The 13,572-nt window shown below is 58.1% G+C and carries 9 protein-coding genes; 6 read left to right on the top strand and 3 right to left on the bottom strand.

Annotation, left to right across the window (positions count from 1 at the left end):
• Positions 1-5 precede the first annotated feature (5 nt).
• Positions 6-1,619, bottom strand: a complete 1,614-nt coding sequence (locus tag ACZ500_RS25475; RefSeq protein WP_464233120.1) for an acyl-CoA mutase large subunit family protein — start codon at positions 1,617-1,619, stop codon at positions 6-8.
• 583 nt (positions 1,620-2,202) lie between these two features.
• Between ACZ500_RS25475 and ACZ500_RS25470 the strand changes: the two genes are divergently transcribed.
• Both ACZ500_RS25470 and ACZ500_RS25465 read left to right on the top strand, forming a co-directional pair.
• Positions 2,203-3,348 carry a sodium ion-translocating decarboxylase subunit beta gene (locus tag ACZ500_RS25470; protein ID WP_464230237.1) on the top strand — a complete coding sequence of 382 codons (1,146 nt, stop codon included), beginning with the start codon at positions 2,203-2,205 and terminating at the stop codon, positions 3,346-3,348.
• A gap of 81 nt (positions 3,349-3,429) precedes the next feature.
• Positions 3,430-3,900, top strand: a complete 471-nt coding sequence (locus ACZ500_RS25465; RefSeq protein WP_464230236.1) for a hypothetical protein — start codon at positions 3,430-3,432, stop codon at positions 3,898-3,900.
• 252 nt (positions 3,901-4,152) lie between these two features.
• On the opposite strand, the gene ACZ500_RS25460 is transcribed toward ACZ500_RS25465, so the two are convergent.
• On the bottom strand, positions 4,153-5,703 hold the full coding sequence (locus ACZ500_RS25460) for an acyl-CoA carboxylase subunit beta (RefSeq protein WP_464230235.1): 1,551 nt from the start codon (positions 5,701-5,703) through the stop codon (positions 4,153-4,155).
• A gap of 114 nt (positions 5,704-5,817) precedes the next feature.
• Positions 5,818-6,030, bottom strand: coding sequence for a biotin/lipoyl-binding carrier protein (locus ACZ500_RS25455; protein WP_028320718.1), 213 nt, complete (start codon positions 6,028-6,030; stop codon positions 5,818-5,820).
• A 441-nt stretch (positions 6,031-6,471) separates the two neighbouring features.
• On the opposite strand from ACZ500_RS25455, the gene ACZ500_RS25450 reads away from it, so the two are divergent.
• From ACZ500_RS25450 to ACZ500_RS25435, 4 genes are read left to right on the top strand one after another with little or no spacing between them, the layout of a single operon-like run.
• On the top strand, positions 6,472-7,680 hold the full coding sequence (locus ACZ500_RS25450; RefSeq protein WP_464230234.1) for a type II secretion system F family protein: 1,209 nt from the start codon (positions 6,472-6,474) through the stop codon (positions 7,678-7,680).
• A gap of 7 nt (positions 7,681-7,687) precedes the next feature.
• Complete coding sequence (locus tag ACZ500_RS25445) at positions 7,688-9,493, top strand: two-component system sensor histidine kinase NtrB (protein WP_464230233.1); 1,806 nt, start codon at positions 7,688-7,690, stop codon at positions 9,491-9,493.
• Positions 9,477-11,987: a TIGR03960 family B12-binding radical SAM protein gene (locus tag ACZ500_RS25440; RefSeq protein ID WP_464230232.1), complete on the top strand. Its 2,511-nt coding sequence runs from the start codon at positions 9,477-9,479 to the stop codon at positions 11,985-11,987. Before ACZ500_RS25445 ends, ACZ500_RS25440 begins: the two co-directional genes overlap by 17 nt.
• Positions 11,988-12,022: 35 nt before the next feature.
• Positions 12,023-13,567, top strand: a complete 1,545-nt coding sequence (locus ACZ500_RS25435) for an Rne/Rng family ribonuclease (RefSeq protein ID WP_464230231.1) — start codon at positions 12,023-12,025, stop codon at positions 13,565-13,567.
• The last annotated feature ends 5 nt before the right edge of the window (positions 13,568-13,572 follow it).

Below are 13,572 nucleotides of genomic sequence, written 5' to 3'. Positions count from 1 at the left end.
GCCCTCTATCGACCGATGGTGGTTGTAGGCACATACTCCCCGAAGACACCCCGCAGCACATCGCAGATCTCACCGAGCGTGGCGTAGGCCCTGACCGCCTCCAGGATCGGAGGCATCACATTGCCATCCGACTGAGCCGCAAAGCGCAGCGCCTCGATCGCCCGCGAAACCCGCTCCCCGTCCCGCCGCGCCCTGAGGGCGGCGAGGCGCTTTGCCTGGTCCTCCCGAACCGCGGGGTCTACCCGGAGAAGATTCGAGGGCTCAGGCTCTTCGATCTGGAAACGGTTCACCCCGACCACAACCCGCGCGCCCTTTTCGATGTCCTTCTGATACCGGTAAGCGCTTTCCTGGATCTCACGCTGGATGTAGCCCTTCTCGACGGCTGCAACCGCACCCCCCATTTCGTCGATCTTCTCGATGTAGGCCAGGGCACGGTCATGGATCTCGTCCGTCAGGGATTCGAGGTAATAGGATCCTCCCAGGGGATCCGCCGTATCGGCCACTCCGGTCTCATAGGCGATGAGCTGCTGCGTCCGGAGCGCGATGCGCACGGCCTCCTCCGAGGGCAGGCACAAGGCCTCGTCCATGGAATTCGTGTGCAGGGACTGCGTCCCGCCCAGAACCGCCGCCAGGGCCTGAAACGCCACGCGCACGATGTTGTTCTTCGGCTGCTGCGCCGTCAGGGTGCAGCCCGCTGTCTGGGTGTGAAAGCGGATCATCATCGAGCGGGGATTCTTCGCCCCGAAGCGCTCCTTCATGATGGCCGCCCAGAGTCTTCGCGCCGCCCGGTACTTGGCGACCTCCTCGAGAAAATCGAGGTGGGCGTTGAAGAAAAAGGACAACCGCGGACCGAAGGTGTCCACATCCAAACCGGCCTCGAGGGCGGCATCGACATACGCGATGCCGTTTGCGAGCGTAAAGGCGACCTCCTGGACGGCGGTCGATCCCGCCTCACGGATATGATAACCGCTGATGCTGATGGTGTTCCATTGGGGCACGTGCTCGGCGCAAAAGGAAAAGATGTCCGTGATAATCCGCATGGACGGCTTGGGCGGAAAGATATAGGTGCCCCGGGAGGAATATTCCTTCAGGATATCGTTCTGGATGGTACCCCGCAAGCCGGAGGAGGCGACCCCCTGCTTCTCCCCCACCGCGATGTACATCGCCAGGAGCACCGCTGCAGGGGCGTTGATCGTCATGGAGGTGCTCACCCGGTCGAGGGGGATCCCCTCGAAAAGGGTCTCCATGTCAGCAAGGGAATCGATGGCCACCCCGACCTTGCCGACCTCCCCGATCGCCATCTCGTGGTCCGAGTCGTATCCGATCTGCGTGGGCAGATCGAAGGCCACAGAAAGCCCCGTCTGCCCCTGCTCGAGCAGGAAGCGGTACCGCCGGTTCGACTCCTCCGCCGTCGCAAACCCGGCATATTGCCGCATGGTCCAGTACCTCCCCCGGTACATGGTTGGCTGTACGCCACGCGTAAAGGGGAACTCGCCCGGGAACCCCCTTGTCTCCATATAACCCTGCCTGTCTTCATCGAGCGGCGTGTAAAGGCGCTCGATGGATATCCCCGACATGTTTTCGAAGACAACCTTTCGTTCGGGATGCCTCTGGACCATCTTCTCCACCTGCCCGTGCCACGTGTCAAAAGCCTCCTGGAGACCCTCTTGAACCCGTTTCTCAGTCATCACACCTCCTTGTGCAATTTCTAGTAAACAGATGGCGAGTTACCCTCAAACTGTGAAAAAATAACCTTATTTTGAAGGCAAGACGGCTGTCAAACAAATTTTGACGCCTTTCCTCTTTTCACCTTGACAAAGAATCGCGCCTTTTCTATAGCTATCTCCCATACAGAAACGCATATTTTTGGTCCGCCGTGCCTCTATCCGGCTTCGGTGGGGTAAGGCAAGCATTGGGGTCTGTCGCTCTTTTCCTTGAGCCACAAGGTCTTTTGCAGTGTGCCTTCAGGGTGATTTTAGCGTAACATGCCGACGTCACCGCTATTTGGATGAAACCCGGTTTTTTGCCCAAAGCCTGCCGGTTACTCCGTATTGGGTCTGGACGAAAATCCGTTCAGCATTTTTTTATCCCTTTGGGGGGAGCGGCCTTTTCCCGGATGCGATCGGGGAAAGATCGGTTTTCGTTTTTGTTCGTTCGTACCACCAACCCTTTAACAGACATATCCGAGGAGAGGTTCCACTCATGTCAGTCAACGAAATCATGGACATGCTAAAAGGTATCCTGTATACCACCGGCGTTTTCAACTTTCAATGGAACATCGTCATCATGTGGGCCATAGGGCTCCTGTTTGTCTGGCTCGCCGTTGCAAAAAAGTACGAGCCGCTGCTGCTGCTCCCCATCGGCTTCGGCATCTTTCTGGTCAATTTCCCGCTCGTCCCCCTCATGGGGCACAAGCCGGACGGCGCCCCTGAGCTGCTCCAGGTCTTTTACCATTATGGACTGGAATGGGAGGTCATTCCCTGCGTCATCTTCCTCGGGTTAGGCGCCATGACCGATTTCGGCCCCCTGATCGCCAATCCGAAGACACTCCTGGTGGGGGCCGGCGCCCAGCTCGGGGTCTTCATCACCTTCACGGGCACCGTGCTGGCAGGCTTCACGCTGAAGGAAGCCGCCTCGGTCGGCATCATCGGCGGCGCCGACGGTCCGACCACCATTTACCTGACACAGCACCTGGCCCCGCAGCTTCTGGGGGCCAACGCCCTGGCCGCCTATTCCTATATGGCCATGGTCCCCCTGATCCAGCCGCCACTCGTACGTCTCATGACCAACTCGAAAGAACGGCGGATCCGGATGCGCCAGCTTCGCGTGGTCTCCAAACAGGAAAAGATCCTGTTCCCGCTGGTCACCTGCGGCATCATCGCCTTACTGGTCCCATCGGTCATGCCCCTCATGGGGATGTTCATGCTCGGGAACCTCATGAAGGAGTGCGGCGTCGTCGCCCGACTGACGGAAACCGCCCAAGGGGCGCTCATGAACATCGTCACCATCTTTCTCGGCATCTCGGTCGGCGCCACCATGCACGCGGACAAGTTCCTCAGCTGGAAGCCGCTCTTCATCTTCGGGCTGGGCCTGGTCGATTTCGCCGTCTGCACCATCGGGGGCGTTTTGACGGTCAAGATCATGAACCTCTTCCTGAAGGAGAAGATCAACCCCATCATCGGCGCGGCAGGGGTCTCGGCCGTCCCCATGGCGGCCCGCGTCGCACAGATGGAAGGCCTGCGGTACGACAAGACCAACCACCTGCTCATGCACGCGGTGGGCCCCAACCTTGCCGGGGTTATCGGATCGGCCGCGGCCGCGGGCATGTTCATCGCAATGTTCGACTAGTCTCCTGGGGCTTTTTTCATAGACCCGCGCCGCCCAGGTGAGATCATGACCGTTCATCTATTCCATGGAGAGGATCACAACATGAAAAGGTTTTTCATACTCGCTTCAATCATCTTTTGGATGCTGCCCGCCTTTGCGGGCGCTGAAGAATTTCTGGGGGCCCCGGTCGTTCCCGGGGCGAAAGAGCTGAGCAAGACCGAGAAACGCCTCGAGATCGAGACCCCGATGACCCACGACCAGATCATCCACTACTACCGGAAGGCCCTCGAAAGCCAGCAGGACATCAAGTTTCGGGACTGGCCGCAGGCCACCTATATCGAAGATGACGGGAAGCTTCGCTGGCACTCCATCACCATCGACAAGGCCCCTGGCGCCCAGGGCACCAAGGTCGTCATCATGAAGGACAACTGGACCTGGATCACCGGCACCCTGATCCTGCGGTTCGTGGCGGTGTTCGTCGTCCTGCTGGTGCTCTTCGTCGCCATGAATATCTCCGGACGAATTATCTCGAGTGCCGTCAAGAAATCGGAGGGCAAAAAAGCGGCCGCCTGATCTGCAAAGGCCGCATCGCCGAAGCCATCAGCCCTGTCTCCGGACTTCCTCCGGAGCAGGGCTTTTCGCTTTTTCAGCAAAGAGCTTTTTCGAGTGGAAACAGCAGCTGCACGCCGTTTGTCGGCGAATACGCAGGCTGAACCCGGCGATGAAAAAGGCAGCGCCCGGCCTTGCAGGCCCGGCAGGTTCAGACCTGGTGCGGGTGTAACCCGGTCAGCAGGCAATGATCTTTGGATAAATCCCCCCGCGCGCCTAAAGCGGGACGTTTCCGTGCCGGCGCTCCGGGTGATGCTCCTTCTTGGTCCGAAGCATTTCGAGCGCCTGGATGAGGCGGGGACGGGTATTCTCGGGAAAAATGATCTGGTCGATGTACCCCAGTTCCGCGGCCTTGAAGGGGCTCGCGAAATTGTTGCGGTAAGTCTCTACGAGCCGGGTCCGTGTGGCTTCGGGGTCGTCGGATCCGGCGATCTCTTTTCTGAAGATGATGTTGACAGCCCCTTCCGGCCCCATGACAGCGATTTCCGCCGTGGGGTAAGCGAAATTCATGTCTCCGCCGTGGTGTTTGCTCGACATGACGTCGTAGGCACCGCCGTAAGCCTTCCGCGTGACCACGGTGATCTTTGGAACCGTCGCTTCGCAGTAAGCGTAAATGATCTTGGCGCCGTGTTTGATGATCCCGCCGAATTCCTGGGCCGTACCCGGCAGGAATCCCGGCACGTCCACGAAGGTCAGGAGCGGTATGTTGAAGGCATCACAGGTTCTCACAAAGCGCGCGCACTTCATGGAGGCGTCGATATCGAGGCAACCCGCCAGAAACATGGGCTGATTGGCCACAACCCCGACGACTTCACCATTCAGCCGCCCGAACCCGACCACCATGTTCCGTGCGTAATGCTGCTGCACCTCCATGAATTCACGGTCATCGAGCACGTTGACGATGATCTTCTTCATGTCGTAGGGAACCCTCGGGTTGGTCGGAACAACGGTGTTCAGGGTCTTGTCCGACCGTTGCGCGTCATCGAGGCATGATACGGCAGGAGGGCGCTCGCGGCAGTTCTGCGGGAGGTAGGCCAGCAAGGCCTTGACACGGTCAAGGGCGGCTTGGTCGGAGTCCTCCGCAAAATGGGCGACTCCGCTCCGCGTGTTGTGCGTCATGGCACCGCCCAACTCCTCCGGTGTCACCTCTTCGGATGTGACCGCCTTGATCACTTGAGGCCCGGTGATGAACATGTTGCTGGTCTTCTTGACCATGACGACGAAATCGGTGAGCGCCGGTGAATAAACGGCCCCCCCGGCGCAGGGCCCCATGATGACGGATATCTGCGGTATCACCCCCGAGGCCCAGACGTTGCGCTTGAAGATCTCGCCGTAGCTGCCGAGGCTGACAACCCCTTCCTGGATGCGGGCACCCCCCGAATCGTTCAAGCCGATGATCGGGGCCCCGCTTTTCAAGGCGAGGTCCATGATCTTACAGACCTTCTCCCCGAAGGGACCGCTCAGCGACCCCCCAAACACCGTGAAATCCTGCGAAAAGACAAAGACGAGCCTGCCGCCTATCCTGCCGAACCCCGTCACCACGCCGTCACCGGGGATCGTTTTCTTGTCCATGCCGAAATCGTGGCAGCGATGGACGACAAATTTATCCATTTCTTGAAAAGAACCCGCGTCAAGGAGATACGCGATGCGCTCCCTCGCGGTCATTTTTCCCCTGGCGTGCTGATCTTCGATGCGCTTCAGCCCGCCGCCCAATTCGGCCTCAGAGTTCCGTCGCTCCAGCTCCTTGATTTTATCTTCTATCTCCATCAGTGGCCCCAATGAATCTATTCGATTACAGCATCAAGTCGTATCTACGGCCCTCTGGACGGGCAACGCTCGTCTTTTGTCAATAGTTCAAGGCATATGCAAACCCTCGGCCGTCTACTCGATGACCACCAGTACGGTGCCGGCCTCGACCGCGTCGCCTTTCTTGCATTTGACTTCCTTCACGGTACCGCTGCTCTCCGCAACGACCGGTAGTTCCATCTTCATCGCCTCGATGATCACGACCTCATCCCCTTCATTGACCGCATCACCGGGTTTGACCTTCACTTCCCAAACGTTCCCGCCCATGGGAGCAGCTACTTCGCTCATTTCAACCTACCTCCTCGTTAAACATGATTGAATGGTCTCTGTCCGTTCCGACAGCCACATACCTCCCGCGCACCACCTCGTCTAAACAGCGTCCTCGCGCCGTCATTCGGGCGGCCACGGCCAACGATCCAACTTAAAGCACCTAAGATTTCAATCTTTTGATCAATTTCATAAAGTCGTCATATAACATCTAACAGACACCCCTTGTCAAGTACAATGTCGCGCGTGTATTGCCCTGGAAAAGGAGACAGATCGGGTGATCCTCTCGTAAGCGGCAATCCAGGCCGAACCTGAAGGCCCGCGGAGCCTCCTCCCGGAATCGGGCGTGACAGATCGCTTGACACAGACCCTCACTTTTTCTAGTTTCCTCTCATAAGAGGGTTTTTGGACTCACCCCGTGCCCGCCGGCAGGGAAATCCAGTCGGCTTGAGAGAGGGCGAAATGCCGGTTTACCGTTGGGTGGCTGAAACGAGCAGAGGGAAAACGATCCGGGGAGAAACCGAGGCGTCGGATGAGAAAATCGCCCGGCTGCAGCTGAAACGGCGTAATCTGACAGTCGTCAAAATCAAACCGAAGTCTAAGGATCTATTTGAAAACCTTGCGTTTTTACAGCCAAAGGTAAAAGCGAAAGACCTTGTGATCTTCACACGGCAGTTTTCGACGCTGATCGATTCCGGCCTACCCCTTGTGCAAAGCCTCACGCTTCTGACCGAACAAACCGACAACAAAACCTTGAAGGGCATCCTGAAGCAGATCAGCAGGGACGTCGAAGGCGGACTCGGCCTGGCCGAAGCGCTCAAAAAACATCCCAAGGTCTTCAACAACCTATACGTCAACCTTGTAGCCGCGGGAGAGACAGGCGGCGTCCTCGATACGATCCTGCAACGGCTCGCCGCCCATATCGAAAAGGCTGAAAAGCTCCGCTCCACCATTCGGGGAGCCATGGTCTATCCTGCTGTCGTCGTCACCGTGGCGGTCATGGTCATCACCGTCATTCTGGTATTCGTCATCCCGGTCTTCGAGGACCTTTTCTCCGGCATGGGCGCCAACCTCCCCGCCCCCACTCAGCTCGTGGTCAATATCAGCCGCTTCACAAAGGGCAATTTTCTGTATATTTTGGGCGGCCTCGTACTCATCGCCCTGGCCTTCCGCTCTTACCGCAAGACGAGCCGCGGAAGAAAAGTCACGGATGCCCTGGCCCTCAGACTCCCCGTTTTCGGGCCTCTGCTGCGCAAAGTCGCCGTCGCGCGGTTTACCCGGACGCTCGGCACAATGATCACCAGCGGGGTTCCTATCCTGGATGCCCTCGATATCGTAGCCAGGACATCCGGCAACGTCATTCTGGAAGAGGTCATCTACGATGTACGCTCCAGCATTGCCGAAGGCCAAAACATCGCAGACCCCCTTTCCGAAAGCGATCTTTTCCCCAAGATGGTGGTTCAGATGATTGCCGTCGGCGAAGCGACCGGCGCCCTGGACAGCATGCTCGAAAAGATCGCGTCCTTTTACGACGAGGAAGTGGATGCCGCTGTCGCCGCCTTGACCGCCATGCTGGAGCCGATGATGATCGTCTTTCTCGGCGGCGCCGTCGGCGGACTGGTCATCGCCATGTACCTGCCGATCTTCAAGATGGCGGCCGTCATAGGATAATCCCGACATGCCCGACAACCCGGACCATACCAAACACGCCGAAACCCTGTTTGGACGCCTACAGGCCCTCATGTTTCTTCGGGTGGTCATGGTCTCTCTTTTTCTCGGGGCATCGGTCTTCATCCAGATCAAATCGCCCAAGCCCGATCTGAGCATCGCTCAGAATATGCTCTATATAATCATCGGGCTGGTTTATCTCCTCACGCTCTTTTACGCCGTCGCCTTCAAGTACCTGCGCCGTCTGGTCCATCAGGCGTATATCCAGCTGCTTATCGACGTTCTTATCGTATCCGCCATCATTTATGCCACGGGCGGAATCGAGAGCATCTTCCCTTTTCTCTACATTCTCGTCATCATTGCTGCCAGCATGCTCCTTCACCGCAAAGGAGGCCTGATCATCGCCTCCGCCAGCAGCATCGGCTATGGCATCCTGATCGATGCCCATTTTTACAGCCTGATCCAGCCGCCGCCTTTACAGGGTTTGCACCCCGCCGACTTCAGCGCCTTCAACGTCTTTTACCTGATCATCGTCCATATGGCCGCTTTTTTTCTCACGGGTTTTTTGAGCGGCCTTCTTTCGGAGCAGGTCCGGGAAAGCCACGTGGAGCTGAGGGCCAGACAGACGGATATCCGCAAACTCGAGGCCCTGAATGAAGGCATTATCCAGAACATCGCCTCAGGTATCATCGTCCTGGACGAAAACGCGCGCGTCCTGCTGATCAATCCAGCCGCCCGGACCCTCTTCAGACTCGACGAAAAAGAGGGGCTGGGTCAGCCTGTCGACCGTCTTCTGCCGGAAATCGCCGCGCACCCCGGTGTAGCAGCCCGACTGATCGAGCTGGAGGCTGCAGGCCCCTCGCCCCTTCACGCGCTCTCGCTTACATCCCCGACGGGGAAAAGCCGTCACCTGCGTCTGTCCATTTCCGGTTTGGAACTGCCCGCAGGAGAAAAACACGGCAAAATCCTTTTCTTTCAGGATGTCACGCGCATCAAGCACTTCGAAGACCGATTGAAACGGATGGAAAACCTCGCCACGGTGGGAGAGCTCGCCGCCAAGGTAGCCCATGAAATCCGCAACCCCATGGCTTCCATCAGTGGATCGATCCAGCTCCTTCAGATCCGGCAGGATGAAGACCCGGTCAATTCGCGCCTGCTTTCCATCATGTCGCGGGAAACAGGGCGCATCGAAGGTCTGATCCACGATTTTTTGACCTTTGCCAGGCCGAAAAACCCGAGTTACCGCACGTTTCAGCTGTCAGACATCGCTGAAGAGATCACAGCGCTCTTTCGAAACAGCCCACACTGGCGCGAGGGCATCCACATCGAAAGCCGCATCGAGCCGCTTGAAATGACGAGCGACCCTGATCAGTTGAGCCAGGCTTTGTGGAATATGCTTCGCAATGCTGCCGAAGCACTGCCCGACGCGGGCGGAACAATCACCATCACCGCCGTCTCCAGCCTGAATGCGCACTCCCTTTCGGATCGGCCCCTCGTAACCATCACCCTGCATGACAACGGGAAAGGTTTTACCCCGGCCGATCTGGACCAGATCTTTCATCCCTTTTTTACCACCCGCAAAGGCAGTTCGGGTCTGGGATTGCCTATCGTCAAAGGAATCATCGAAGGAATGGGCGGCAGCGTGAATGCTGAAAATCATCCTGAAGGCGGTGCGCAGATCATCATCGAACTGCCGCTACACCCTGACCAGACATTTGAAACGAATCCGGATTCCGCCGCGGGGGCATCCGGTCCCAACTCATCAACGCCCCGGGATTCCCGCTCAAAGAAAGGCCCTTATGCTGTCCGAACATGAGATCCGGCATCTATTGGCTGTCAGCCGGCCAAGTCGTTATATCGGCTGCGAAGTCAACGTCATTCGTAAACCGTCCGAAGCCACCGACGTCTGCATCGCACTGGCCTTTCCCGACGTATATGAAGTGGGCATGTCCCACCTCGGTCTGAAGATCCTCTATCACATCCTGAACCAGTTGCCTTGGCTCGCTGCGGAAAGGGTCTTTTCCCCCTGGCCGGACATGGAAAGGCGCCTGCGGCAGGAGGAGGCTCCCCTCTTGACCCTCGAATCCCGCCGACCTCTCCGCTCCTGCGATGTGGTCGGCTTCAGCGTTCAGCATGAACTCTGCTTTACCAATATCCTGAACATGCTCGATCTGGCCGACATCCCCTTCAGGGCGGAAGAGCGCCGGGAATCCGACCCCCTCGTCATCGCCGGAGGACCTGCATGCTTCAACCCCGAGCCGATTGCGGCCTTCTTCGACCTCATCGTCATCGGCGACGGTGAAACCGTCGCCCCCGCAATCTGCGAGGCAATCCGAGACTGGAAGCGGTCGGGGGCCGGATCGCGGGAAGAACTCCTGCGGCACCTCGCAGCCTTCAACGGGGTTTACGTGCCGGCCCATTTCGAACCGTGCTACGACCGTGAAGGAAACCTCGAGGCGATCGAGCCGCTTCAAGCCGGGAAGCCGTTCGTGCAAAAAGCGATCGTACCCGACATCGAGGCGATCCCCTACCCGGAAGATCAGCCGGTTCCTTTCACCGAACTCATCCATGACCGGCTTGCCATCGAGATCGCCCGCGGGTGCACACGCGGTTGCCGCTTTTGTCAGGCCGGCATGATCTACCGCCCGGTGCGCGAGAGGCAACCCGCGACCATCGCCCGCATCGCGGAAAAGGCCCTGGGCATGACGGGGTACGACGACCTCTCGCTCCTCTCCCTCAGCACAGGCGATTACAGCTGCATCGAGCCGCTTCTCACCCACCTCATGGATCGGCACGCGAAGGACCGGATCTCCGTAAGCCTGCCCTCCCTGCGCATAGACAGCTTGAGTCCCCTGTTCATGGAGCAGATCAAACGGGTTCGAAAGACCGGTTTCACCCTGGCGATCGAGGCGGGAAACGAACGGCTGCGCCGGGTCATCAACAAGGGTCTGACGGATGAGGATATCCTTAGAACGGCGCATCTCGTCTATCGGGCGGACTGGAATCTGATCAAGCTCTACTGCATGATCGGGCTCCCGTTCGAGACCGACGGCGATCTGGACGACACGGTGAGGCTCGCGCGCGAGATCGCTGCAACCGGCTCCAAGACAAGCAGGCGGAACCGCCTGAATCTAAGCGTCTCGACCTTTGTCCCGAAGGCCCACACGCCCTTTATGTGGTGCGCACAGATCTCCCTCGATGAAAGTCGCAGGCGTCTGCATATCTTACAGGACAGCCTCCGCCGCAGCCCGGTCAAGGTCAAATGGAATCAGCCGGAGATGAGCTGGCTCGAAGGGGTTTTTTCGCGAGGCGACCGTAGGCTGGCCCGCTCGATCGAAGCCGCATGGCGGAAAGGCGCCCGCTATGACGCCTGGGCCGAGCACTTCAATCCGGCCATCTGGCGTGAAGCGTTTGCGGAAACGGGGGTCGACCCGGAAGCCTACGGGCCACGGGAACGGAGCCTGGACGAAGTCCTTCCATGGGACCACATCCGGAGCGGTGTAACCAAGGCCTTCCTCAAACAGGAGTGGCAAAAGGCCGGCGAGGCCCTCCTGACCCCGGATTGCCGTCGGGGCTGCCTCGAATGCGGGGTCTGTGACCATACCGTCATCGACCCGGTCTTCGCCGAGCCATGGTCCCCGCCCCCCGTACCTCCCATCCCTGTCTCCGCCTCCCAGGCTGCGCCCGCAAGGTATCTTCTCGCCTACAGCAAAACCGGAGCAGCGGCGCTGCTCGGCCACATGGAGTTTTCACGGGCCTTCCTGCGCGCCTTCAGACGGGCCGGCACCCCGCTCCGATACTCCCAGGGCTTTCACCCTCTGCCCAAAGTGACCTTTACCACCGCCCTCCCGCTCGGAACCGAGAGTTTCGAGGAGACCATGGTCATCGAAACCGAAGGGAATCTCGACGTCGACCGGTGCGCGGCGGAACTCAACCGGAGGCTCCCGGACGGGATCACGATCAAAGCCATGCTGAAACTCGACAAGACCTCGCCGATCCCCAGGGTCAAGAGCAGCCGATACAGGATTTTCTTCGAAAAGCTTGAACTGCCCGCGAATCGGCTGGATGATTTCTTTGCCCGTAAGCATTTCGAGGTTGTCAAAAAAACAAAAAAAGGCGAACATGTTTTGGACATCCGCCCTCTGATCACAACGTTCGCGTTTTCCGACCTCAATCAACTGGAACTCGTGATCCTCCACCCGGAGGGACCGCAGATACGTCCTGTGGAAGTCATCCAGTCCGTTTTCGGTCTGACCGATTCGGAATCCACGCACCTCCACATTCAGAAAATCGAGCAGGTTTTGATGTAAACTTTCTGATCGGCAACCCTTGAAAGACGCACCCTATGGCCAGTGAACTGATCATCAACGCCCGTCCGCATGAGATACGCGTGGCACTCGTAGAAAACGGCGTCGTCGTCGAACTGCATATCGAGCGGAGAACCGGACAGGAATTGATGGGGAACATCTATCGCGGACGGGTCGTCCGTGTTCTGCCAGGCATGCAGGCCGCCTTTGTCGATATCGGTCTGGAACGGACCGCTTTTCTCTATGTCGCCGATGTCCACAAGGACTTCTCCGACATGGAGCGTCTGATGCTTCAGCGCCACCATGAAAACCACGAAGGGGGCAACGAAGAGGAAGGCGATGAGGAGGCCCTCTCCGCGCTTTCTTCCCCCCTTCGCCCCGTTTACCAGATCGAAGACCTGCTCCATGAGAATCAGGACATCATCGTGCAGGTCTCCAAAGAGCCGTTGGGCAACAAGGGCGCGCGCCTGACTTCTCATATATCCATCCCCGGCAGGCATCTGGTGCTGATGCCTATGGTCAACCATATCGGTGTATCACGCCGCATCGAAGACAGGGAGGAAAAGGCGCGCCTCAAAGAGATCATCAACGCGATCCGCCCGGCGGACTACGGCTTCATTGTCCGGACAGTCAGCGAAGGCGCCAGCAAGGAAAAGCTCAAGGCGGAGATGGATTTTCTTCTCAAACTCTGGTCGAATATCCAGGCCAAAGCGGAAAAAGGTTCGGGGCCTAAGCAGCTTTACAAAGACCTGTCGATCTCGCTTCGTTCCGTCCGTGACCTCTTCACCCGCGAGGTCGATCGCCTTGTCATCGATTCGCGCCCGGAGTACGAGGGCGTCATGGAGTTCATCGAAACGTTCGCCCCCCGTCTGAGGTATTCCGTCGAACTTTACGAAAGCGCCGACCCTGTTTTCGATGCCTTCGGGATAGAGATGGAGATTTCCCGTGCCCTCGAGAAAAAGATCTGGCTGAAATCAGGCGGGTATATCGTCATTGAAATGACCGAAGCCCTGACGGCCATCGACGTCAACACGGGCAGCTATGTAGGGAAACGCAATCTCGAGGAGACCATCCTGAAGACCAACCTGGAGGCCGTCAAGGAAATCGCCTACCAGCTCCGCTTCAGGAACATCGGGGGGCTGATTGTCATCGACTTCATCGACATGGAAAAACCGATCAGCCGTGAAAGGGTTTTCCTGGCCCTGAAAGAGGCCTTGTCCAAGGACAGGGCGAAGTCCAACATCCTCCAGGTTTCCGAACTCGGCCTGATCGAAATGACCCGCAAACGGACGCGGGCGAGCCTCAACCGCCTGCTGACAGAGCCCTGCTTTTACTGCGACGGCCGAGGCACGCTGAAATCGAGGATAACGATCTGCTACGAAATCTTCCGGGATCTCGAACGGGATTGCAGGGCCCTGAATCAGGAGGGTCCGGTACAGGTGCTGGTGCACCCCGATATCGCCAATGTACTCAGGGAAGAGGAGCAGGAATCCATCATGGATCTGGAAAAGAGAATCAATCAGAGGATCGTCATCATCCCCAAGGAAGGATTTCATCTCGAGGATTACGAAATCAGTTTTTGATCCAC

The organism is Desulfatiglans parachlorophenolica, assembly GCF_055394735.1.
This window is presented reverse-complemented; position numbering and strand designations above follow the sequence as displayed.